The following is a 24,683-nucleotide window of genomic DNA, read 5'->3' on the forward strand; positions in this document are numbered from 1 at the left end:
TTATGCAGGAAACCGAATCAATAGACGAATATATTTTGCAGCATATTGATCCCGAGAGCGATTATTTAAAGTCGCTCTACCGGGACACACATGTAAAACTGCTCCGTCCTCGTATGGCTTCCGGGCATTTGCAGGGACGGATGCTGAAAATGTTTGTAGAAATGATTCGGCCCCGTCAGATATTGGAAATAGGAACGTATAGTGGCTATTCTGCCCTTTGTCTGGCAGAAGGTCTGGCCGAAGGTGGAATGTTGCATACGTTTGAGATCAATGATGAACAAGAGGATTTTACCCGTCCATGGTTGGAAAAATCACCATTTGCCGATAAAATTCGTTTTTATATAGGTGATGCTTTAGAACTTGTTCCGTGTTTAGGTGTTACCTTTGATATGGCTTTTATTGATGGTGATAAGCGTAAGTATATTGAATATTACGAGATGACGTTGGCGCATTTATCTGCAGGCGGATATATCATTGCTGATAATACTTTGTGGGACGGGCATGTTCTCGAACAGCCTCGCAACACGGATGCACAGACGATTGGTATTAAAGCCTTCAATGATTTGGTGGCGGAAGATGTGCGAGTGGAAAAAGTGATATTGCCTTTACGTGACGGATTAACGATTATAAGAAAAAAGTAAGATAAAAGAGTAGATTTATGGAAACAACCAGACAGAATAAGATATCTCGCCTGTTGCAGAAAGAGCTAAGTGAGATATTCCTGCTTCAAACAAAGTCCATGCCGGGCACATTGGTCTCTGTTAGTGCAGTTCGTATCAGTCCTGATATGAGTATTGCCCGTGTTTATCTCAGTGTTTTTCCTTCGGAGAAAGCGGAAGAGATGGTGAAGAATATCAATAACAATATGAAATCCATTCGCTATGAACTTGGAACTCGTGTGCGTCACCAGTTGCGCATCATTCCCGAGCTGAAATTCTTTGTGGATGATTCATTGGATTATATTGAGAAAATAGATTCATTGCTGAAGTGAAATAATTCATTGCAGAGGTGAACTTTCCTTTTTATATAGCCAGGCGTTATCTTTTCTCAAAAAAAAAGCATAACGCTATTAATATCATATCCGGTATTTCCGTATGTGGGGTAGCCCTTGCTACACTTGCTTTGGTTTGCACTCTTTCCGTTTTTAATGGTTTTCAGGATATGGTCGCTAGCTTTTTTACGGCTTTTGACCCGCAATTGAAAATAACAGTTCGTGAAGGAAAAGTCTTTGATGCGCAGGATAAACGGATTCGCGCTGTTTGTGCACTTCCTGAAGTGGAGGTGTTTACAGAAACACTTGAAGAAAATGCAATGGTGCAATACAAGGATCGGCAAGCTATGGTTGTATTGAAAGGTGTGGAGGATAACTTTGAAGAACTGACTGCTATAGACAGTATACTCTATGGCGCAGGTGAATTTGTTCTTCATGACTCTATTGTGAACTACGGGGTCATGGGAGTGGAACTGGTTGCGACTTTGGGTACAGGTTTGGAATTTGTTGATCCTCTTCAGGTTTATCTACCCAAGCGGAATGCCAAAGTGAACATGGCAAATCCCGGAGCTTCTTTTAATCGTGATTACCTGTATTCTCCGGGTGTCGTATTTGTTGTGAATCAGCAAGAATATGACGGGAAATATATTCTGACTTCTCTCGATTTTCTTCGCCAGCTTCTGGATTATACAACAGAAGTCTCTGCGATGGAATTGAAATTAAAGCCTAATGTAAATACTTCATCGGTACAATCTAAAATAGAAAACATATTAGGTGATGATTTTGTTGTTCAGAATCGTTATCAGCAGCAGGCAGATGTTTTCCGTATTATGGAGATAGAGAAACTTATTTCCTATTTATTTCTGACCTTTATCTTAATGATTGCCTGTTTCAATGTAATTGGTTCTCTTTCCATGTTGATTTTGGATAAGAAGGATGATGTAGTAACTTTGCGGAGTCTTGGAGCTAGTGATAAACTCATCTCCCGAATATTCCTCTTTGAAGGACGTCTCATTTCTCTTTTTGGCGCTATTTCCGGTATTGTCCTCGGCTTAATCCTATGTTTTATCCAACAGAAATTCGGTATAATTTCATTGGGGGGCGGTGGCGGAACTTTTGTTGTAGACGCCTATCCTGTCAGTGTTCATGCTTGGGATATGGTACTTATTTTTATCACCGTTTTGGCAGTCGGATTCCTTTCTGTATGGTATCCTGTACGTTATTTAAGTAAGAGACTTTTATAGCTAAATGGTAATGTTTTTATTATAGCCATTTTTCTATAATTGATAACTTTTAATTCCTTTTTATGGTGTTTTATTTTCGTAATTGATACGATACTGCTATATTTGGCTCAATTTTGTTAATTGGAAATAATCTATAAATACTTCTGTGAAACTTGAGAATAATGAAATATGTAGAATAGTAGACGGCGATGAAATTGCTTTCAATCGTTTTATGGAGCATTATTCTTCGCGTTTATATCACTATACATTTGCGCTACTTGGCCAGAAGGAGTCAGCTGAAGAGATTGTGAGTGATGTTTTTTTTGAAGTTTGGAAAAATAGAAAAAGTCTGGCTGAAATTGGCAATATGAATGCTTGGATCCAGACAATCACCTATCGAAAAGCGATTTCTTTTTTGCGGAAGGAAACTGGAAAGTATGAATTGTCATTTGATGATATCGAAGATTTTATTTTTGAGCCGGTTCAATCTCCAGCCGAGGAGATGATTAGTAAGGAAGAAATGGCTAAAATTAATGACGCCATTCAACAACTTCCTCCCAAGTGTAAACATGTCTTTTTCTTAGCAAAAATAGATGGACTTCCTTATAAAGATATCGCAGATATGTTGAACATATCAGTGAAGACTATCAATAACCATATTGCTTTTGCGTTAGATGAAATTGCTAAAAGATTGAATCTGAAATCTCGCAAGAGCTAAGTTTTTACTCTCCTGCTTATTAATGCCTTATTTTTTCACATAGCTAATCCTACTTTTATTTGTTTTCTAAGAAAAATGAAAAAAAATCATTTTTGACTGGGAGATTTTTTTTTTAGTTGCGTCTTTATCTATAGAACAACATTAAAAAAGGATTATGAGCTTGAAAGAATACCATCGTCTCGCAGATTTATTTAGTAAATTGAATTCTCAAGAAAATATTGAGGATGATTTTACTTCTATGCCTGATGCAGAGAAATTGAAATTCTTTTGGCAAAATTGTGCGCAGGAAAAGATTGATCCATCTTCTATCATAGAGAAGACTCAACGAAAGATGCGAAAAGATGCTATGAAGCGCAGAAAGAAATATTTCTTAGTTGCTTCAGCTTCTATTGCTGCTTCCTTTTTGATTTGCATTTCAACTATTTATTTTTTGAATCAGAATGGAAGTGGTAATTTAGACTTCCAGGCTATTGCTGAAGAAATGGATAGCCAATCTGTTGAGGAAGTGACTCTTATTACTTCCAAGGAACAGCTTAATTTGGATGAAGATGCTTTCATTAAGTATTCGAAAGAGGGGAAAGTTGCTGTCAATTCACAAGTGATAAAAGAGAATGAAGAGAAAACCAAAGAGGAACAAGAATATAATCAGCTACTTGTTCCTGCGGGGAAAAGGGCTAGAGTAGAATTGTCTGATGGGACTCGGCTGGTCGTTAACTCTCAGTCAAAAGTGATTTATCCTCGTTGTTTTAAAGGAGACATTCGTAAAATCTATGCCCAAGGAGAAGTTTTTCTGGAAGTTGCGCATGATAAGAAACATCCTTTTATAGTGGAGTCTGATGATTTTAAACTGCAAGTGTTAGGAACGAAGTTCAATATCTCGAATTATAAAGGGGGGGCAACTAATATTGTATTGGTGGAAGGTGCGGTAGAAGTTACTGATAAGAATGAAAAGAAAGCACGCTTGAATCCTAATGATCTGTTGAATATAGCAAATGGTACAATTGCTTATCAGAAGCAAGTTGATGTAGCAGAGTATATTAGTTGGGTAGAGGGGATCATGCTATTGAATGGTAATGATTTGTCGCAGATCATTCAAAGACTAAGCATCTATTATGGTATATCTATTCAATGTGATCCAATTATTGGTAAAGAAAAAGTGTATGGGAAATTAGATTTGAAAGATGATATAGACGAGGTGATTGAATGTATTCAGCAAACCCTGCCATTCACAATCGAAAAAAGTGATACTAGTATATATTTAAATAAATAATTTTTTTAATTAATCTTTTAATATGTTTGCCTATGAAGAACAGACTGCTATTATGACAAAAAAAATCGGATAAATATTGCCGTATTTACCCGATAGTAATTCCCTAGTTAAATCAATAAATCCAAAATTGTTAACCTAAAAAGAAATTTTTATGGTAAAGAAAACTATTTTTCTACACTTAAAGAAAAGACTTAAGCTTTTTTGCATTATAAACGTCTTTTTTATGATTCCATTCTCTTCATTCGGTACTAATTCTATTAGTTGGAATTCCGAAGAAGATTTATTCTCAGTACAGTATGAGAATGTTACAGTTAAAGATATTTTAGATTATATCGAAAAACATAGTAAGTATATTTTTATTTACTCTGCTAATGTTCAGAAAAATCTGAATAACAAAGTCTCCATTTCAGTTTCCAATAAGAAAATAGATGCTGTATTAAAAGAGTTGTTCTCAGAGACAGGACTGAATTATAAGATGTCGGGGAGACAAATTACTATTTCGGTGCCAGAAGCTCCTAAAGTACAACAAACTGCACAACAAAAGGGTATTAAGGTAACAGGTAACGTTTCAGATGAAAAAGGTGAGCCTTTGATTGGTGTAACAATCATTTTGAAAAATGATTCTACAGTACATGCGTTGACAGACATGAATGGTAATTATAGTATTATTGTTCCTGAAAGAAAATCTGTACTTTCTTTTCGTTATATTGGTTTTGTTCCTAAAGAAGAGGTTGTTAATAACCGGAAGGTTGTTAATGTACAAATGGTAGAAGATGTTGGTCAATTAGATGAGGTTGTAGTAGTTGCCTATGGCGCACAAAAGAAAGAGTCTGTTGTTGGTTCTATCACAACGATTGAACCTGCTAAGTTAAAGGTTTCTACTACTCGTTCAATAAGTAATAATCTGGCTGGTACGGTTGCCGGTGTATTAGCTGTGCAACGTTCTGGTGAACCGGGATATGATAACTCTTCTTTCTGGATTCGTGGTATTAGTACGTTCCAGGATGCCGGACAAAACCCATTGGTTTTGATTGATGGTATAGAACGCGATTTGAATAATATTGATCCTGAAGAGATAGAATCTTTTTCTGTGTTGAAAGATGCTGCTGCAAGTGCTGTTTATGGAGTGCGGGGAGCTAATGGTGTTATTTTAATTAATACGAAACGCGGACAAGTTGGTAAACCTCGTGTGACTGTAAAGGCTGAATTTGCAGCTACACAGCCGGTTAAACTTCCTGAGTATTTGGGTGCAGCGGATTATATGCAGGTTTTGGATGATATCTTGATGGATACAGGACAACAACCTAAATATACAGATCGTATTGCAAAAACTCGTGCAGGGTATGATCCTGATTTATATCCGGACGTGAATTGGATGGATGCAATTGCAAATGATTATGCTTCGAATCAGCGTGTAACAGTAGATATTTCCGGTGGTACAGAGACATTACGTTATTCTTTTGTTGCTGCTGCGTATAATGAACGTGGTATTTTGAAACGTGATAAAAGCTATGATTGGGATCCTACTATTAAATTACAACGTTATAACGTGCGTTCTAATGTGGATTTGAAATTAAGTCCTACTACGCAATTACGTTTTAATATTGGTGGATATTTGCAAGATAGAAATTCTACAACGAAAGATATATCTCAAATTTTCCAGAAAGCGTTCGTTGCTGTTCCTCATGCTTTCCCTGCACAATATTCCAGTGGGCAGATACCGACAACAGAGGAGCCAAACGTTTGGTCATGGGCTACTCAAAGTGGATATAAAAGAAAAAGCGACAGTAAGATTGAAACACTGTTTTCTGTAGAACAAGATTTGAAATTCCTGCTTCCGGGATTGAAAGTAAAAGGAACATTCTCATTTGACAGGTTTTCTTCGGGTACTGTTTCTCGTGGAAAGACACCGGATTATTATGTGCCTGCTACAGGACGTGATGATGAAGGTAATTTGATTATAGCATCAAAATCCAATGGTACTAATTTCCTGGATTACTCAAAAAGCGGTGATTATGGAAATAAGAGCGTATATATGGAAGCTACTTTGTCTTATGACCGTACATTCGCCGAGAAACATTCCGTTGCTGCAATGTTATTGTTTAATCGTCGTAATTATGATGATGGAAGCAAGTTGCCTTACCGTAATCAGGGATTGGCAGGACGTGCATCTTATACCTATTCGGGTAAGTATGTAGGTGAATTTAATTTTGGCTATAATGGTTCTGAAAATTTTGCCAAAGGCAAGCGTTATGGCTTTTTCCCTTCAGGAGCCATTGGTTGGATTGTATCGGAAGAGGCATTTATGCAACCATTGCGTAAAGTCATATCTAAATTGAAATTGCGTGCATCCTATGGTCAGGTAGGTAATGCTAATTTAGGTGGACGCCGTTTTGCATACCTCTCTACAATTACCGATGACTATGAGACATTAAACATGTATAAATGGGGATTGGATAGCAGTTATGGCTTAACTGGTATGGCAGAAGGCGAGTTTGCAGTACAAGATTTGACATGGGAGATTGTTAATAAGATGAATTTGGGGGTTGAGCTAGGTTTCCTGAATGGTATGATTGATTTGCAATTAGACTATTTCGATGAACGCCGTAAAGATATATTTATGCCACGTGAGTCTGTTCCAATGACAGCTGGATTTATGAAGCAGCCTTGGAAGAATTTTGGAAAAGTGACTAATCAGGGTGTAGAAGTTTCTTTAAATGTTAATAAACAGTTTGGCAAGGATTTATTTGTCAGCTTAATGGGAACATTTACCTATGCTCATAATGAAATAACAGAAAAGGATGAACCTAGTGCAGTAGTTGGTACTAACCGTGCTGAAACAGGGCATCCGGTAGGGCAATTAACTGGCTATATAGCAGAAGGTTTGTTTACGGCAGACGACTTTGAAGACGTAAGTACAGGTAAACTGAAAGAAGGAATTCCGACTCAAAGTTTTGTAGGTAAATTACGTCCGGGGGATATCAGATACAGAGATGTCAATGGTGATGGTAAAGTGGACGTATTTGATAAATCTCCAATCGGAGGAACAAAAGATCCGGAGATAGTATATGGCTTTGGACTGAATATGAAATATAAGAATTTAGATTTTGGAGCTCTCTTCCAAGGCATAGGTCGTAGTTGGAATATATTAGGATCAAGTATTATTCCGGGTGCCAATAGAGGAGTGACAGGCAATATGTTTACTAATGCAAATGATCGTTGGACTGTAGACAACCCAAGTCAGAACGTATTTTATCCGCGTTTGGATGATGGTATAAATAGTAATAATAACCAATCCTCTACGTGGTGGCTGCGGAATATGAGTTTTTTACGTTTAAAAAACATTGAACTTGGTTATTCTTTACCAAAGAATTTGTGGAGAAATACTACAGTTATATCAGGCATTCGTCTTTTCGTGAGAGGAACAAATCTTTTAACATTCTCAAAATTTGATTTGTGGGATCCGGAAGTCGAGAATACTACAGGGGCTGCGTACCCAATTATGAAATCGTTATCTGCAGGTTTTGAAATTAAATTCTAATAATAGGGCATATGAAAAATAGCATATTAAAATTTATAGTATTAAGTATTATTACGACATTTGCTTTTTCTTCTTGTTCTGATTATCTGGATAAGCAACCGGATGACCAGTTGGACTTAGAATCAGTATTTGAGAATAAAAAGAATATGGAACGTTGGCTGGCATATGTTTATCGCGGCCTGCCTGAATATTATACTTATGATGGTCCGGATGCCATAGCTGATGAACTGATTCCTTCGGTTGGTTGGGAAGCGCAAGGATTTAAAGCCATTCAATATCAAAAAGGTAACTGGACAGCAGACAATCCCGGAGTAATTACTTATTGGAATACTTATCCTAAATATATCCGTTCCGCTTATTTGTTTATCAAACATGCTCACCCGCTGGAGGCTGTACCGGCTGAAGAAGTGGACTTTATGAAAGCTGAATGTCGTTTCTTTATAGCTTATTATAATTCTATGATGGCTATAGCTTATGGTTCAGTTCCCATTATTCGCGAGGCTAGTGAAAGTACTTCGGCTGATGATTTGATGTTGAAACAAGAGCCGTTTTATAATGTAATTGATTGGGCGGATCAAGAAATGTTGGAAGCCTCAAAACAATTACCTGCCACTCAAACTGAAGATAAGAAATATGGTCGTGTAACTTCTGTCGGGTGCTTGGCAATGCGTGCGCGTATCTTATTATTTGCTGCAAGTGACTTGGTGAATGGTAATCCTGCATTGGCGAATATAAAAAACATTGATGGAACCCCTATCTTTAATTCTACACATGATCCGGAACGATGGAAAAGGGCAGTGGATGCTTGTAAACTGGTTATAGATGAGGCGGAAGCATCTGGCTATCATTTGCATTATGAATATTTGGATAACGGTGATATTGATCCTTTTCTTTCTTATCAAAATGCAGTGATGAAGAGATGGAATGAAGCCAACAGAGAATTACTGTTTGTTCGTACAATGGATTCCGGTGGATGGTATGATAAAAACTGTATCCCACGTGGTTTGGGTATTAATGGCGTGGGAGCGATCGGAATAACTCAATCTTTGGTTGATGCTTTTTTCATGAGAAACGGTCAAAGACCTATTATAGGCTATAATTCGGATGGCTCTCCTAAAGTTAATCCAGATGCTAATTATTCAGAGACAGGCTTTAGTACGCAAAAAGAGACTTATTCTACAAAGTGGCAGTATGGGTCTTCAGAAGGAGATCGTAATAAAGATGAAAATGTAGTTGTAGACGCCAATACATATAAAATGTATTGTGATCGCGAGCCTCGTTTTTATATTTCAGTACTGCATAACGAACAATGGCATATTGGTGGTAAGAGAAATACTGACTTTTATATGGATGGTAAAGACGGTGGTCCCTCTCACGACGCTCCATGGAGCGGCTATCTGGTACGTAAGAGAGTAGACCCATCTGCAAATCCCAAAGAAGGCAGTGGAGATTATAAAAACCGTCATGGTGCATTATGTCGTTTGGCAGAGATCTATTTAAGTTATGCTGAGGCGTTAAATGAATATAGCATTGAGAAGGGCACTTATACTGCTAATCAAAAAGAGATTCTGAAATATGTCAATTTGATTCGTGAGCGTGCGGGTATTCCCGAATATAGTGTTTCAGCTGAAGAAGGCAAGATAACAGCCCCATCAGATCCTGTAGAAATGCGCGAGTTAATTCGTCAAGAAAGGCGTGTGGAATTGAATTGTGAATCTGGACTTCGTTTTAATGATCTGCGTCGCTGGAAATTAGCCGAGAAAGTATTGGATGGTGATTTTTATGGCATGAATGCTTATATTAAAGTATCCGATGCGGACTATAGAAATAAATATTATACTCGTACAGTATATCAGACACGTAAATTTATAAGCTATTGGTGGCCTATTCCACAGGACGATATTGATAAGAATTGGAATTTGGTACAAACTCCTGACTGGACCGTCGGAAACCAATAAATAGTTATAATATTAATATATTGAATATAGATATGAAAAACGGATATATATTTAAGAAGAACCTTTTACGGTTCTTCTTCCTGACACTTGCTTCGTGTTTCATGGTAGCATGTAATGATGATGACGATACTACTGATTTGCTCGATAATCGTACAAGTTTAGTCCTGACTCCTTCTGATTATGAAATAGAACTCAAGGAAGATACCCCGGATGAGGTTGCATTGACGTTAAACTGGACGGAAGCTGATCCAATAGGCTCTGACTATTATATCTCCTATCTTTATAAAATGGATCTGGAAAATAACAGTTTTGGAACAAACACAATGATAAGAGAGTATATTGATGATGATTTTTCTAAAAGTTATACTCATAAAGAATTGCAAAGTTTATTGGTGTCAAAGTGGAAGCAGCATCCTGGTGATTTAGTAAAGTTACAAGCCCGTATTATCGGTTCTATAGAAGGCCCAAAGTTTGTAAAACCGGAAGTTTCTACAGTTACTATAAAAGTAAAGATGTATTCTGAAAAGACCTTTGTTGCAGACCATCTTTATATGTCAGGCACAGCTGTTAATGGTGAAGATATTGAAATCTTGCCAATGGAAAGTCAGCCGAAGCGTTATGTTTCCATTTGTGACTTGAAGGCAGGTAACCTTCACTTCCCGATTGTTTGGAAAGATGAAAATAAGATTAATGCCATTTCACCAGTTACTGCAGAACAACAGATTACTGATGGAGCAATGGAAGCTAAAATTAAGGGAACAGATAATGCTGGATATTGGGTGATTCCTGAAGATGGGCAGTATCGTGTAGTGGTAGATTTTGAAACACGTACCGTTACTATAGGTTTGGCTAGTAATTTTATAGAAGCTGATAAAATCTATATTGCCGGAACTTGTGTTAGCGCAGATGTAGAGATGACTCGCACGATAGAAGATGAAAATCAATATGCGTTCCATGCAGAACTGCAACCTGGTACTATTTATTTCCCGATCTTGTTTAATGGACAGAAAGATATGGCTATTGCTCCCGAAGAATCGGGCGATTTTACAGATGGTACAGCAATGAATATCTCGACAATGAGCCCGGAAGCAGCTGCACTTGCTTATCATTGGAATATTAAGACTGCAGGTGTCTATCGTGTTGTGATTAATATAAATACTAAAAAGGTTACGATTTACTCCCCCGAAACAGATCCTAAACCAATGGTTGTTTCGTGGACATGGAATAATAATACGGTGACTACCACTATTGAAAGAGTCTTTATTTGGGGACCATACGATGGATGGGCTAAAGATGGCACTGGTGATACAGGATTCACTATGGCTCATTCTATGACACCTAGTTTGGCAAATCCTTATTTGTTTATATACAAAGGAGCGGAGTTACCCAGAAAGAATTCCATTAAAGACAAAGATGGAAATGCACATCCGGGTGGATTGAACTTTAAAGTCGGACCGCAAAGTGCCGGTTGCTATACCTTTGGTTCAACAGCAGATGCCATCAGAGGATCTTATGACGGTTGCCTTGATATTGCAGAGAGTGACTACAATCAGAAACAGACTGTAGTCGGTGGCCAAGCTAACAACCGCTATGCTTTCTTTAGTGTACCTGTAGGAGTTAATTACATAGAATTAGATATTAAAGAACTGACAGTATTCTTTGATAAGAGATAATCAAGCAGGATAAAATTAAGAGTGCTATATCAATCTCGTGATTTTTATATGAATAAAGAGAACAATGATATAGCACTCTTTAAAAAAACAATTAGTAGTATGGTTATAAGAAAGATTAGTTATTATAGAGTAATTGTGTCTCTTTGTCTGTTTATGTTCCTTTTATCTCCTGTTTTCGGAGACGAGAATTCAGCCGTTTCATTTGATAAGGAACTATCAGAGAATAACATAGTTACGATTCAGCCTGATTCTTTGCGTATTCTTCATAACCCGCTTACAGGATGGGTGCTCTATGCAAGTATGGGAGTGGATGCTGCAGATTTTTGGGCACAGTATGACCATATGTATATTCCTGAACTGGGACACAATGTTAGTGTGACAGATTATGCTCATACGCTTTATATTCGCGCTAGTTGGACAGATTTTAATCCACAGGAAGATGTATATGGTTGGAAGATTGATTCTAATTTGAGAGCATATATTGAAGGAGCTTATCAGCGGAATATGCGTTTGGCATTTCGTGTTGTAGTTGACAGTCGTGATAAGAGAACAGAATTTACTCCTCAATTTGTAAAAGATGCCGGTGCAAAAGGATTTATGAATAAAGGTAAATGGTCACCTTATTCTGACGATCCTGTTTTTCAGAAGTACTATACTAAATTTGTGAAGGCCCTGGCTAAAGATTTCAACGATCCTTCGAAAGTTGAATTTATAGATGGATTCGGACTTGGGAAATGGGGAGAATATCATACAATGATTTATTCAACAGGTGATGATACTCCAAAGAAAGCAGTTTTCAATTGGGTGACAGATATATATTCTCAAGCTTTTGATAAAGTTCCGGTAGTAATTAACTACCATAGATGGATTGGTGCGGGAAAAGATTGGGTAGATGATGAACATTTTGCTGCTGACAGTGAAGAAATGCTGGAAGAAGCAATCAAGAAAGGATATTCATTACGTCATGATGCATTTGGTATGACAACCTATTATGGTAGTTGGGAACGTAGGTTTGCAGAAAAATATCGTAATATATGCCCCATTATTATGGAAGGTGGCTGGATTGTCAAATCACATAATTATTGGCAGGATCCTAGAGGATATCGCAAGGATTCACACGAGGACGTAAGACGCGGTGAGTTTGATGACAGCAAAGAGGCACATGTCAATATGATGGATTTTCGTTTTGGTGATACAAAGTCCTGGTTTAAAGATGCTTTTGATTTAGTACGCCGATTCCTTCGGGAAGGCGGGTATAGGCTCTATCCCAGTGAAATCTCTTTGCCGTTAGAAGTCTCTAAAAAAACACCGCCGACTATTAAACATTGCTGGAACAATCTGGGATGGGGGTACTGTCCTACTAATATTCCGCAATGGAATCAAAAATATAAAGTAGCTTTCGCTTTGCTTGATTCTGAAACGAATGAGGTGCGATATACATTTGTGGATACGGATACAGATTTATCCAAGTGGATAAAAGGAAGTCCCGCTGAATATGTATTTGAGCCGGATATGTCCAAAGTTGAAACGGGTACTTATGTTTGGGCTGTGGGCTTGGTTGACCGGAGTAATAAAGATCTCGTAGGGCTGGATATTGCCGCCAAAGGGGATATATTGGATTCGGGCTGGTTAAAATTGTCGAAAGTAAGCATAAAAAAATAAGAGCTATAGGTATGAAGATTAATTTTCAAAATATGTGCAGTTTGAGAAAAATAAGTTGCGGGCTTATTTTTTCTATGGCTATATCATTAGTCGCTTGCGGCAGTGATAATGATGAAGAAGGAGGTGATAATGGTGATGATGGTTTGGTAGAAGATACTTCTATTCCTGGGAACAGCATTGTCACGGTAAAGCAGAATCGAAATATCATTTTGCATAATCCTCTTTCCGGATGGGTATTATATGCGGGTATTGGTGATGGTTTATCTTCCACATTCTGGCAGGATTATGATAATTTCCCGTCATCAGAAGGCACTGTAAAGGTCTCTGATTATGCAAATACCTTATACCTTCGTGGTGCCTGGGCTGATTTTAATCCTGAAGAAGGAAAATACGCATGGAATTCCGATTGTGATACCCCTTCGGCTAAGCGACTGAAGATGTTGATAGAGGGAGCTAAGCAAAGAAATATGAAATTGGCCTTTACTTTTGTGGTGGATAGCCGTGATAAGCACTATAATTTTACTCCGAATTTTGTAAAAGAGGCTGGCGCGAAAGGATATGAAACACAAACAGGTTCAGTAAAAGTATGGTCTCCCTATCCGGATGATCCTATTTTCCAGAAATATTATGAGAAATTTATCAGGGCTTTGGCTAAGGATTTTAATGATCCCGACAAAGTACAGTTTGTAAGTGGTTCAGGATTTGGAAAATGGGGAGAGTATCATAGTGTATGGTACTATCAGGTGCGTGAGTTGGGAAAACCGGAGCTGCCGACTCGTGAGGCTGTTTTCGATTGGGTGACAGATTTATATTCTCAAGTATTTGATAAAGTTCCTGTGTTTGTAAATTATCATCGTTGGATAGGTACAAGTAAGGAATGGGACGGCAATAATTATGATAAAGATACTGAAAGATTAATAGGAAAAGCAGTAGCTAAAGGATATTCATTACGTCACGATGCGTTTGGTATGAAAACTTACTATTCTACTTGGGAACGCAATTTTATAGCCAAGTGGAAGTATCTCGTTCCTGTAGTAATGGAAGGTGGCTGGGTGAAAAATTCTCATGGAAACTCGATTCTGGGAGATGGATATGCCAATTATGCAGAAGTACGTCAAGGTGAGTTTGATGAGGCTAAAACAGCTTGCGTCAATATGATGGATTTACGCTATAATTCAGACTTTCATAATGGAGAAGCTTATTCATGGTTTAATGAAGCTTTCCAATTAGTTAAACAATTCTGTACAGAAGGAAGCTACCGTTTATTTCCGGACAGAATTTCTTTGCCTACAACTATCTCTAATGGTAAACAGATTGAAATAGCGCACCGTTGGAATAATTTTGGTTGGGGATATTGTCCGACAAATATTCCCCAGTGGAAGAATAAATATAAAGTAGCTTTTGCTTTATTGGACACCAAGAATGATAAACCGAAGTATGTATTTGTTGATGGAGAACCGGAAGCTTGTGATTGGGTGAAAGGTGCGGCTAAATCATATACGTTTACAACCCGGGTTGAAGGCGTGGAGGCAGGTAAATACATGTGGGCTGTTGGTATTGTTGATACGACAAAGCAGAATGAGATTGGAATTCACCTTGCTGTGAAGAACAATGTGACATCTGCCGGATGGTTGAAATTATTTGAAGTGACAGCTCGGTAAGTCATAATCAATTGAAAAATAGAAATGATAACTAACCGACGAAAAAACAGATGAGAAAAAAAGTTTTGATTTTGGGATTGTGCCTATTGGGAGTCACACATTCTCTTTCGTCAAAAGATAAAAAGAGTATTCCTTTGTATAAGGATGCCAAAGCTCCAATTGAAAAACGTATTGATGATTTAATATCGCGTATGACATTGGAGGAAAAGATTTTGCAGCTAAACCAATATACATTGGGACGAAATAACAATGTGAATAATGTTGGCGAAGAAGTGAAAAAAGTACCGTCAGAGATTGGTTCTTTGATTTACTTTGATATAAATCCAGAGTTGCGTAATAGTATGCAGAAAAAAGCGATGGAAGAATCTCGTTTGGGCATTCCCATCATTTTTGGCTACGATGCTATTCATGGATTTCGCACCATATATCCTATTTCGTTGGGGCAGGCCTGTTCATGGAATCCGGGATTGGTAGAACAGGCATGTGCGGTATCTGCACAAGAAGCCCGCATGTCTGGGGTTGATTGGACTTTTTCTCCCATGATCGACGTGGCACGTGATCCTCGATGGGGACGTGTAGCCGAAGGATATGGTGAAGATCCTTATACAAATGGAGTGTTTGCCGCTGCTTCGGTGCGTGGGTATCAGGGAGATGATATGTCAGCAGAGAACCGTATGGCTGCTTGTCTGAAACACTATGTAGGTTATGGTGCTTCGGAGGCTGGGCGAGATTATGTTTATACCGAAATTTCAGCTCAAACTCTTTGGGATACTTATCTACTGCCCTATGAGATGGGGGTGAAAGCTGGTGCGGCCACTTTGATGAGTTCTTTCAATGACATCAGTGGAGTACCTGGGTCAGCTAATCCTTATATCATGACCGAGATATTAAAGAAACGCTGGAAACATGACGGGTTCATTGTGTCTGACTGGGGGGCTGTGGAACAGTTAAAGAATCAGGGATTAGCCGCTACAAAGAAAGATGCTGCTCGGTATGCTTTTAATGCGGGGCTTGAAATGGATATGATGTCTCATGCCTACGATCGTTATCTGAAAGAGCTTGTAGAGGAAGGTAAGGTAACAATGGCACAAGTTGACGAATCAGTCCGTCGAGTATTGCGTGTAAAATTCCGTCTGGGTTTGTTCGAACGTCCTTATACTCCGGTTACTAATGAGAAGGATCGTTTTTTCCGTCCGCAAAGTATGGCTGTGGCCGCTCAACTGGCAGCAGAATCAATGGTGCTGTTGAAAAATGACAATCAGATATTACCACTTACAAACAAAAAAAAGATTGCCGTAGTAGGTCCAATGGCAAAAAATGGTTGGGACTTATTGGGTTCCTGGTGCGGACATGGAAAAGATACGGATGTGGAAATGCTTTATGATGGGTTGACTGCCGAGTTTGGAGGAGATGCCGAATTACGTTATGCAATGGGATGCAAACCGCAGGGCAATGACCGTTCAGGTTTTGCTGGCGCATTGGACGTTGCTCGTTGGTCTGATGTAGTCATTGTTTGTTTGGGTGAGATGCTTACCTGGAGTGGTGAGAATGCTTCCCGTTCTACGATTGCTTTGCCACAGATTCAGGAAGAATTGGTGAAAGAACTAAAGGAGGCTGGTAAACCTATTATATTGGTGCTTTCTAATGGACGTCCCTTGGAATTAAATCGCATGGAACCTCTTTGTGATGCTATATTGGAGATATGGCAACCGGGAATAAATGGTGCACGTTCAATGGCAGGAATTTTATCCGGACGTATCAACCCTTCCGGTAAACTAGCCATGACGTTCCCTTATTCCACAGGACAAATTCCTATTTATTATAATCGCCGCAAGAGCGGACGCGGACATCAGGGATTTTATAAAGATATAACAAGCGATCCGTTATATCCGTTCGGGCATGGATTAAGTTATACCGAATTTAAGTATGGCACTGTTACCCCTTCTGCTACTAAGGTGAAGCGCGGCGATAAACTGTCGGCAGAAGTGACCGTCACCAACACCGGTGCCCGCGATGGAGCAGAGACTGTTCATTGGTTTATTTCCGATCCTTATTGCTCTATCACCCGTCCGGTGAAAGAACTGAAACACTTTGAGAAACAATTTATCAAAGCCGGAGAAACGAAGACTTTCCGTTTCGACATCGACCTGGAACGTGATTTCGGTTTTGTCAATGAGGATGGTAAACGCTTCCTTGAAGCCGGCGAATATCATATTCTGGTACAAGGACAGACCGTTAAAATAGAACTGATAGACTAAAAATGTAAAGAACAAAAGTGTGTGAAGAGCTGATAGCTAAGTTGGTTTTTACACATATTATATTAACACAGAATCACCATGAAAAAGAAAATAGGAGGCATAGGTTTATGTATGCTTGCATGGAGCATATTAACCTGTGCACAGACAATCACTCCCCAAGCCGAACAACGTGCGAAGGACATTGTATCAAAAATGACTTTGCAAGAGAAAATAGAGTATATTTCCGGATATACCAGTTTTTCTCTGCGTGCCATTCCCCGTTTGGGAATACCTGAAATTAAGTTGGCTGACGGGCCGCAGGGAATTCGTAATCATGCTCCCAAGAGCACTTTATATCCTTCCGGAATACTTTCCGCTTCTACTTGGAACCGGGAATTACTTTATAAGTTAGGGCAAGGCTTGGGACAGGATGCCAAGGCAAGAGGAGTTAATATTCTGCTTGGCCCGGGCGTGAATATCTATCGTGCTCCATTGTGCGGCCGTAACTTTGAATACTTCGGTGAAGACCCTTACTTGACAGGTGAAACGGCGAAACAGTATATCCTGGGAGTACAATCGGAAGGAGTCATTGCTACAATCAAACACTTTGCTGCCAACAACCAGGAATGGAGCCGCCACCATGCCAGCTCTGACATAGACGAACGTACTTTGCAGGAAATCTATTTCCCGGCTTTCCGGAAAGCAGTACAGGAAGCCAATGTCGGCGCCGTAATGAACAGCTACAATCTGTTGAACGGTGTCCATGCCACCGAACATAAATGGTTGAATATTGATGTCTTGCGCAATCTTTGGGGCTTCAAAGGTATTCTGATGTCGGACTGGACTTCTGTATATTCCGCCGTAGGCGCTGCTAACGCCGGACTTGACCTCGAAATGCCGAAAGGACGTTTTATGAATTTGGAGAATCTGTTGCCTGCTATCAAAGCCGGCACAGTGACAGAAGAAACCATCAACCTGAAAGTACAACACATCCTGCAAACTCTGATTGCTTATGGTATGCTGGATAAGGAACAGAAAGACAGCAACATCGCAGAGGATAATCCTTTCTCCCGCCAGACAGCTTTAGAACTGGCGCGCGAGGGTGTAGTCCTGTTGAAGAATGAAGGAAACTTGCTCCCACTGAAAGGAAAGACAGCCGTAATGGGGCCTAATGCAAATTTGATTCCTACCGGTGGCGGCAGTGGTTTTGTCACTCCTTTTTCTACCGTCTCAGTGGCTCAAGGCTTGAAAGAATTGAAGAAAAAGAATCTGTTACTATTGACGGATGATGTGATTTATGAAGATATTGTCCATGAGTTTTATACTGATGCTAATCGTCAGATGAAAGGCTTCAAAGCTGAATACTTTAAAAACAAGACCCTTTCGGGCCAGCCTGAAGTAATACGCACGGAATCCTCTGTTGATTATGACTGGGGATATGGAGCACCTTTGGACGGCTTTCCGACAGATGGATTCTCTGTCCGTTGGACAGCCTGCTACATGTCACAAACTGACGGGCAGTTGAAACTTCATATCGGTGGTGATGACGGTTATCGTCTGTTTGTGAATGACAAGCATATTACAGGAGATTGGGGAAATCATTCATACTCTAGCCGTGAAGTTGAACTGCCGGTTGAGGGTGGTAAGGAATACCGTTTCCGGATTGAATTCTTTGATAATATTTCTTCGGCCATCATTCGTTTTAATGCTTATAGCCTTAATGAGGCGAAACTTCGTCAAGGATTGGCAAAGGTGGATAATGTTGTGTTCTGCACAGGTTTCAATAGTAATACCGAAGGCGAAGGCTTTGACCGTCCGTTTGCCTTGCTTCGCTATCAGGAATTGTTTATCAAGAAGATTGCGTCTATGCATCCCAATGTTGTGGTTGTACTGAACGCCGGTGGCGGTGTGGATTTCACCAACTGGTATGATGCTGCAAAAGCGATTCTTATGGCCTGGTATCCGGGGCAGGAAGGCGGTCAGGCAATTGCTGAAATCCTGACCGGTAAGATTTCTCCAAGCGGAAAGCTACCGATTTCTATCGAGCGGAAATGGGAAGATAATCCAGTGCACGGCAGTTATTACGAGAACTTAAAGGCGGAGATTAAGCGTGTAGACTATTCCGAAGGTGTCTTTGTCGGTTATCGTGGATACGACCGTTCGGGAAAAGAACCTTTCTATCCGTTTGGCTACGGTTTGTCCTATACTACTTTCGCTTATAGTAATATGGCTGCGGAGAAAACGGGTGAGCATCAGGTTACCGTTAGCTTTGATATAGAGAATACAGGTAAGATGGATGCTTCGGAGGTGGCACAAGTGTATGTGCATGATGTACAGTCTTCTGTTCCCCGTCCGTTGAAAGAACTGAAAGGATATGAAAAGGTATTCTTGAAGAAAGGGGAGAAGAAGCGGGTTTCTGTTGTGCTGGATGAGGATGCATTCTCTTTTTACGATATGAATCAACACCGCTTTGTAGTGGAAAAAGGAGACTTTGAGATCTTAGTCGGTCCTGCTTCCAGTCAATTGCCTTTAAAGGCTATGGTTGAACTGTAATGACCGAATGATAAACAAATAAATATAGAATGAAAAAAACACTTTTATTGGGAGCGTCTCTGTTATGTTCCGTTTTTATAATGGCAACAGAGATTCCTTTTCAAAAAGCAGAAATAAAGTCTATCATGCGAAAGGTGGCGGATTGGCAGATTGCCAATCCACACCCCGCTCCTGAACATGACGACTTGAACTGGCCGCAAGGTGCTCTTTATGTCGGCATGGTGGATTGGGCGGAATTGGCTGAAAAAGAAGACAATGATGATACATATTATAAGTGGCTTACCCGTATAGGCCGACGGAATTGCTGGCAGCCGGACAAACGGTTTTATCATGCTGATGACATCGCTGTATCACAGTCCTTTTTGGATTTATACCGCAAGTACAAAGACGAAGCAATGATTATCCCTACGCTCGCCCGTACGGAATGGATTGTCAATCATCCATCCGAAGGTAGTTTCAAGCTGGTGGAGGGAGACTTAAAGACCTTGGAACGTTGGACTTGGTGTGATGCTCTCTTTATGGCTCCCCCTGTATATGCCAAACTGTATATGCTGACCGGAGAGAAAAAATATATCAAATTTATGAATCGTGAGTATAAAGCGACTTATGATTACCTGTTCGATAAAGAAGAAAACTTGTTCTACCGTGACTGGCGTTATTTTGATAAGTGCGAAGCCAATGGCAAGAAAGTCTTTTGGGGACGTGGCAACGGTTGGGTGCTTGGTGGTCTGGTTGAAATATTAAAGGAACTGCCCAAGAAAGATAAGAACCGCAAATTCTATGAGGAATTATTTGTAAAACTGGCTACCCGTGTTGCCGGATTACAGCATCCGGACGGTTTCTGGCATGCCAGTCTTTTGGATCCTGCCTCTTATCCATCACCGGAAACAAGTTGCACTACTTTCATTGTCTATTCCATTGCTTATGGAATAAACGAAGGTTTATTGGATAAGGAAATTTATCTTCCTGTAATGATAAAAGGCTGGAATGCATTAGTCTCGGCTGTGGAACCGAATGGGAAACTGGGTTATGTGCAGCAAATCGGTGCCGACCCGAAGAAAGTGACTCGTGACATGACGGAGGTTTATGGAGTTGGTGCTTTTTTGATGGCAGGCAATGAAATTTACAAAATGGCGAGATAATCTGTTCCCTCTGTGAAGATAGTAGACAATAATCATAAAAACGCTGTACTGTGATGAAAAAAATCTTATTGACATGCATAGCCGTAGCCTGTAGCCTTGTGGCTGTAGCCGAAGAACTGCTCATCGAAGCAGAAAGCTTCAGCCAGCGAGGCGGCTGGGTGCTCGACCAGCAGTTCATGGATCAAATGGGTTCGCCCTATCTCATGGCACATGGCATGGGCATCCCTGTGGTGGATGCTACGGCAGAAATCAACATTCCCCAGGCGGGCACTTACTACGTATATGCCCGTACTTACAACTGGACTTCACCTTGGACCGATGCCGAGGGCCCCGGAAAGTTCCGCCTGGCTTTAGGCGGCAAATTGCTGAAAGCTACATTAGGACATACCGGTAATTCCTGGCAATGGCAATTTGCCGGAAAGACAGTATTGAAAGCAGGGACTACCACCCTTGCCCTGAAAGACCTCACCGGTTTCGACGGTCGTTGCGATGCCATTTACCTTACGACCGATGCGAATACGCAGCCCGCTACCTGGGATGCGGCAGAGACAGCCGCACTTCGTACCCGCCTGCGACAACAACAGCCGGTGCCCGCTCATCAATACGACTTTGTGGTAGTAGGAGGGGGAATAGCTGGAATGTGTGCTGCCGCATCTGCTGCCCGATTAGGTTGTAAGGTGGCATTAGTGAACGACCGTCCTGTATTGGGCGGTAATAACTCGTCGGAGATTCGTGTACACCTCGGCGGTATCATCGAAATGGGACCTAATCAGGGATTGGGGCGTATGATACGTGAATTCGGTCATGAACGTTCCGGCAATGCCCAACCGGGCGACTACTATGAAGACCAGAAGAAGGAAGACTTTATAGAGGCCGAAAAGAACATTACCCTTTATGCTTCTCAACGTGCGGTAGCCGTGAAGATGCAAGGAGACCGCATTGCGTCAGTCACTATCCAGCACATCGAGACAGGCAAACAAACCGAACTTACCGCTCCTCTCTTTAGCGACTGCACAGGTGATGCTACCATAGGCTATTTAGCCGGTGCCGATTGGGCTATGGGGCGTGAAGGTCGCGATGAATATGGCGAGAGCCTTGCTCCCGAGCAACCCGACTCATTGGTGATGGGGGCTTCTATACAATGGTATAGTAAGGATATGAAGAAGAAAACCTCATTCCCTCATTTTGAATATGGCGTGCGCTTTGACGCTGAAAACTGTGAGCCTGTAACTATGGGCGAGTGGAAATGGGAAACGGGTATGAACCGCAATCAAGTCAGCGAAGCTGAACGTGTACGCGACTATGGACTTTTGGTGATATATTCCAACTGGAGCTATCTGAAGAATCACTATAAAGACCATAAGAAGTATGCCAACCGTTCCCTCGACTGGGTGGCGTATGTTTCAGGCAAACGTGAATCACGCCGTCTCTTGGGCGACTACGTACTGTCACAGGACGATATAGACAAGAATGTGGCGCATGAGGATGCTTCGTTTACCACGACCTGGAGCATCGACCTTCACTTCCCCGACAGCGTGAACAGTGTCCGCTTTCCCGGCAATGAATTCAAGTCGGCTACGGTGCATCGTTGGATTCATCCTTATGCCGTTCCCTATCGCTGCCTCTATTCGCGCAATGTGGACAATCTCTTTATGGCAGGTCGTAATATGAGTTGCACCCATGTAGCTTTGGGTACGGTACGTGTGATGCGTACTACCGGCATGATGGGTGAAGTAGTAGGTATGGCAGCCGGACTCTGCCACAAACGTAGTGTAGAGCCGCGCGATATCTATCATCATCACCTGCCCGAACTGAAGCAACTTATGCAAGCGGGTCTGGGCAAACGCGATGTGCCCGATAACCAACGCTTCAACGAACCCAACAAATTGTTGGAAGTTCCGGGAGCTTACATCAAACCGTAGACAAACTATGAGCAAAAAAAATATTATTACGATATTTCTATCGGCAATATGTACCTTGCCGCTTTGGGGAGGACAACAGTATTACGCTTTTCTGAAAGGTGACACGCTACGTATAGGCAATAACTATATGGAACGCGCCATGCTGTGGAATAACGGTGCACCCGTTACCATCAGCCTTACTGACAAGCAACACGGAAAAAACATTCCGGTACAGGGCAAACAACCCGATTTCTCGATTGTGAAAGGTATCCCTACGGATGCCACGCTCACCGTGAACGAGATACCGACGAACGGCATCCACGCCAGTTATCTGCAGGCTACCGTGGCTTGCACTATCGGTTCGCTGAATATAGAGCGTCGCTATCGCATTTATGCAGACTGTCCCGCCATTGCTTGCGACACCTATCTGAAAGGACAAGTGGAACTTTATCAGAATAAGGAGGATAACCGCTCTAACGCTGACCGCAAAAATATAGAGCACACGGCCGATATGGCTACGGGGGTGAAAACTCCCACGCTCGACAGGCTGCAACTATCCGGCAATCATTGGAGTGCCCGCACAATAGAGTTTTTCGACTACACCGATTGGAACGACAATCTGGTGACCGGGCGTACCTGGCTTCCTTACCGTCGCAATACGTATCGTGGTAATTTGCTTTTTGCTCATGACGTAGTTACGCGTCAAGGCTTCTTTTTTTTGAAAGAGGCTCCTAGCAGCAGTACCCAATTACATTATCCGGGTTCTGACTTCGTGGCGGACTTTAGCGATTTTATGGTAGTGGGGCTGGGCATTGCGTCTCATGATGTAAAGCCGGATAGCTGGACCCGCGTTTATGGATGCGTTACCGGCATCTATACCGGCGGCGAGCAAGAAGCGCTTACTGCCTTGCGCCTCTATCAGAAACAACTGCGTCATCATACCGCCGCACAGGATGAGATGATTATGCTCAATACCTGGGGCGACCGTAGCCAGGATGCCAAAATAGATGAGGCTTTCTGTCTGGCAGAACTAGACCGTGCCGCACGCATGGGCATCACCCTCTTTCAACTGGATGATGGCTGGCAGAGCGGAAAAAGCCCTAACTCAAAGACCGCCGGAGGTAGTTTTAAGGATATTTGGAAGAATACCGGTTACTGGACGCCCAACCCCACGAAATTCCCTCATGGTCTGAAACCTATTGTAGAGAAAGGCAAGAAATTGGGTATTCGCATCGGATTATGGTTCAACCCCAGCATACAGAATGATTTTGCCGATTGGCAAAAAGATGCGCAAGCCATTATCGGACTTTATAAGAAGTACGGCATCTGCTGTTTCAAGATAGACGGCCTGCAGATACCTACCAAGACAGCCGAACAGAATCTGCGCCGACTGTTTGATACCGTGTTGGAGCAAACCAACTATGAAGTGATTTTCAACCTCGATGCCACTGCCGGTCGTCGCGGCGGGTATCACTATATGAACGAGTACGGCAACATCTTCCTGGAAAACCGCTATACCGATTGGGGCAACTATTACCCTTATCGCACCTTGCGCAACCTCTGGATGCTGTCTCGCTATGTACCGGCGGAGAAGATGCAGATAGAGTTTCTTAATAAATGGCGTAATGCCGACAAGTATGACGCTGCCGATCCTTTTGCCCCCGCCCGTTACAGTTTCGATTACCTCTTTGCTATCACCTTGGCGGCACAGCCGTTGGCTTGGATGGAGGCTTCGAACTTGCCCGAAGAGGCTTATATTACGGCATCTCTGCTCAAGAAATACCAACCCTTGCAACTCCGGTTTCATCAAGGCGTCATACTGCCTATTGGTGAAGAACCCTCGGGACGCTCGTGGACCGGATTCCAATCGACCGTCTCCGGCACGCAAGGTTATCTTGTTGTTTACCGTGAAGACAACGAGCAAGCTAGGGGGACTATTGACACCTGGCTTCCTGAAGGCAAGAAAGTGGATTTTATCCCTGTGATGGGAAGTGGCAAGAAGTTTGCTGCAAAAGTCGGCGCACAGGGTAGAGTAAGTTTCGAGCTAAATGACAAGAACTCTTTCGCACTCTATCAATACGAAGTAAAACCATAAAAAGGCGGCTATCTGCATTCTACGCTAATAACGAGTGATGTGTTAACTTCTGATTCGC

15 protein-coding genes are annotated in these 24,683 nt (G+C 41.3%); all 15 read left to right on the forward strand.

Annotated elements, in window-relative coordinates; genetic code table 11:
• The first annotated feature begins 2 nt into the window (after nucleotides 1-2).
• Entirely contained in the window at nucleotides 3-641 is a 639-nt protein-coding gene (locus KSX81_RS13535; protein ID WP_004296523.1) for an O-methyltransferase, read from the forward strand.
• A gap of 17 nt (nucleotides 642-658) precedes the next feature.
• A complete protein-coding gene (gene rbfA, locus KSX81_RS13540) occupies nucleotides 659-991 on the forward strand; it encodes a 30S ribosome-binding factor RbfA (protein ID WP_004296522.1) in 333 nt (110 codons plus the stop codon).
• A gap of 17 nt (nucleotides 992-1,008) precedes the next feature.
• A complete protein-coding gene (locus KSX81_RS13545; protein ID WP_004296521.1) occupies nucleotides 1,009-2,235 on the forward strand; it encodes an FtsX-like permease family protein in 1,227 nt (408 codons plus the stop codon).
• 145 nt (nucleotides 2,236-2,380) lie between these two features.
• Complete coding sequence (locus KSX81_RS13550) at nucleotides 2,381-2,932, forward strand: RNA polymerase sigma factor (RefSeq protein WP_004296520.1); 552 nt, start codon at nucleotides 2,381-2,383, stop codon at nucleotides 2,930-2,932.
• A 154-nt stretch (nucleotides 2,933-3,086) separates the two neighbouring features.
• Nucleotides 3,087-4,202 (forward strand): FecR family protein, encoded by a 1,116-nt coding sequence (locus KSX81_RS13555; RefSeq protein WP_004296519.1) that lies wholly within the window; start codon nucleotides 3,087-3,089, stop codon nucleotides 4,200-4,202.
• A 151-nt stretch (nucleotides 4,203-4,353) separates the two neighbouring features.
• The gene (locus KSX81_RS13560) at nucleotides 4,354-7,743 is read left to right on the forward strand and encodes a TonB-dependent receptor (RefSeq protein WP_004296518.1); all 3,390 of its coding nucleotides are present in this window, start codon (nucleotides 4,354-4,356) and stop codon (nucleotides 7,741-7,743) included.
• 11 nt (nucleotides 7,744-7,754) lie between these two features.
• Nucleotides 7,755-9,701 carry a RagB/SusD family nutrient uptake outer membrane protein gene (locus KSX81_RS13565; protein ID WP_004296517.1) on the forward strand — a complete coding sequence of 649 codons (1,947 nt, stop codon included), beginning with the start codon at nucleotides 7,755-7,757 and terminating at the stop codon, nucleotides 9,699-9,701.
• Between the two features lie 32 nt (nucleotides 9,702-9,733).
• Nucleotides 9,734-11,374, forward strand: coding sequence for a SusE domain-containing protein (locus KSX81_RS13570; protein ID WP_004296516.1), 1,641 nt, complete (start codon nucleotides 9,734-9,736; stop codon nucleotides 11,372-11,374).
• Between the two features lie 99 nt (nucleotides 11,375-11,473).
• A complete protein-coding gene (locus KSX81_RS13575) occupies nucleotides 11,474-13,036 on the forward strand; it encodes a hypothetical protein (protein ID WP_004323060.1) in 1,563 nt (520 codons plus the stop codon).
• An 11-nt stretch (nucleotides 13,037-13,047) separates the two neighbouring features.
• Nucleotides 13,048-14,697, forward strand: coding sequence for a hypothetical protein (locus KSX81_RS13580; protein WP_004296514.1), 1,650 nt, complete (start codon nucleotides 13,048-13,050; stop codon nucleotides 14,695-14,697).
• A gap of 50 nt (nucleotides 14,698-14,747) precedes the next feature.
• Complete coding sequence (locus tag KSX81_RS13585) at nucleotides 14,748-16,955, forward strand: glycoside hydrolase family 3 N-terminal domain-containing protein (protein ID WP_004296513.1); 2,208 nt, start codon at nucleotides 14,748-14,750, stop codon at nucleotides 16,953-16,955.
• A gap of 78 nt (nucleotides 16,956-17,033) precedes the next feature.
• Nucleotides 17,034-19,487: a beta-glucosidase gene (locus tag KSX81_RS13590; protein WP_004296512.1), complete on the forward strand. Its 2,454-nt coding sequence runs from the start codon at nucleotides 17,034-17,036 to the stop codon at nucleotides 19,485-19,487.
• 29 nt (nucleotides 19,488-19,516) lie between these two features.
• Nucleotides 19,517-20,629, forward strand: coding sequence for a glycoside hydrolase family 105 protein (locus KSX81_RS13595; RefSeq protein WP_004296511.1), 1,113 nt, complete (start codon nucleotides 19,517-19,519; stop codon nucleotides 20,627-20,629).
• 53 nt (nucleotides 20,630-20,682) lie between these two features.
• The gene (locus KSX81_RS13600) at nucleotides 20,683-22,551 is read left to right on the forward strand and encodes an FAD-dependent oxidoreductase (protein WP_004296510.1); all 1,869 of its coding nucleotides are present in this window, start codon (nucleotides 20,683-20,685) and stop codon (nucleotides 22,549-22,551) included.
• Between the two features lie 7 nt (nucleotides 22,552-22,558).
• On the forward strand, nucleotides 22,559-24,625 hold the full coding sequence (locus KSX81_RS13605; protein ID WP_004296509.1) for an alpha-galactosidase: 2,067 nt from the start codon (nucleotides 22,559-22,561) through the stop codon (nucleotides 24,623-24,625).
• The last annotated feature ends 58 nt before the right edge of the window (nucleotides 24,626-24,683 follow it).

It is taken from the genome of Bacteroides sp. MSK.18.37 (assembly GCF_019129155.2).
Taxonomy (GTDB): Bacteria; Bacteroidota; Bacteroidia; order Bacteroidales; family Bacteroidaceae; genus Bacteroides; species Bacteroides ovatus.

What these genes read in the sequence shown, in the direction of transcription:
- KSX81_RS13535 (WP_004296523.1), top strand. Translation starts at nt 3, where the DNA reads ATGCAGGAAACCGAATCAATAGACGAATATATTTTGCAGCATATTGAT.
- rbfA (WP_004296522.1), top strand. Translation starts at nt 659, where the DNA reads ATGGAAACAACCAGACAGAATAAGATATCTCGCCTGTTGCAGAAAGAG.
- KSX81_RS13555 (WP_004296519.1), top strand. Translation starts at nt 3,087, where the DNA reads ATGAGCTTGAAAGAATACCATCGTCTCGCAGATTTATTTAGTAAATTG.
- KSX81_RS13560 (WP_004296518.1), top strand. Translation starts at nt 4,354, where the DNA reads ATGGTAAAGAAAACTATTTTTCTACACTTAAAGAAAAGACTTAAGCTT.
- KSX81_RS13565 (WP_004296517.1), top strand. Translation starts at nt 7,755, where the DNA reads ATGAAAAATAGCATATTAAAATTTATAGTATTAAGTATTATTACGACA.
- KSX81_RS13570 (WP_004296516.1), top strand. Translation starts at nt 9,734, where the DNA reads ATGAAAAACGGATATATATTTAAGAAGAACCTTTTACGGTTCTTCTTC.
- KSX81_RS13575 (WP_004323060.1), top strand. Translation starts at nt 11,474, where the DNA reads ATGGTTATAAGAAAGATTAGTTATTATAGAGTAATTGTGTCTCTTTGT.
- KSX81_RS13580 (WP_004296514.1), top strand. Translation starts at nt 13,048, where the DNA reads ATGAAGATTAATTTTCAAAATATGTGCAGTTTGAGAAAAATAAGTTGC.
- KSX81_RS13585 (WP_004296513.1), top strand. Translation starts at nt 14,748, where the DNA reads ATGAGAAAAAAAGTTTTGATTTTGGGATTGTGCCTATTGGGAGTCACA.
- KSX81_RS13590 (WP_004296512.1), top strand. Translation starts at nt 17,034, where the DNA reads ATGAAAAAGAAAATAGGAGGCATAGGTTTATGTATGCTTGCATGGAGC.
- KSX81_RS13595 (WP_004296511.1), top strand. Translation starts at nt 19,517, where the DNA reads ATGAAAAAAACACTTTTATTGGGAGCGTCTCTGTTATGTTCCGTTTTT.
- KSX81_RS13600 (WP_004296510.1), top strand. Translation starts at nt 20,683, where the DNA reads ATGAAAAAAATCTTATTGACATGCATAGCCGTAGCCTGTAGCCTTGTG.
- KSX81_RS13605 (WP_004296509.1), top strand. Translation starts at nt 22,559, where the DNA reads ATGAGCAAAAAAAATATTATTACGATATTTCTATCGGCAATATGTACC.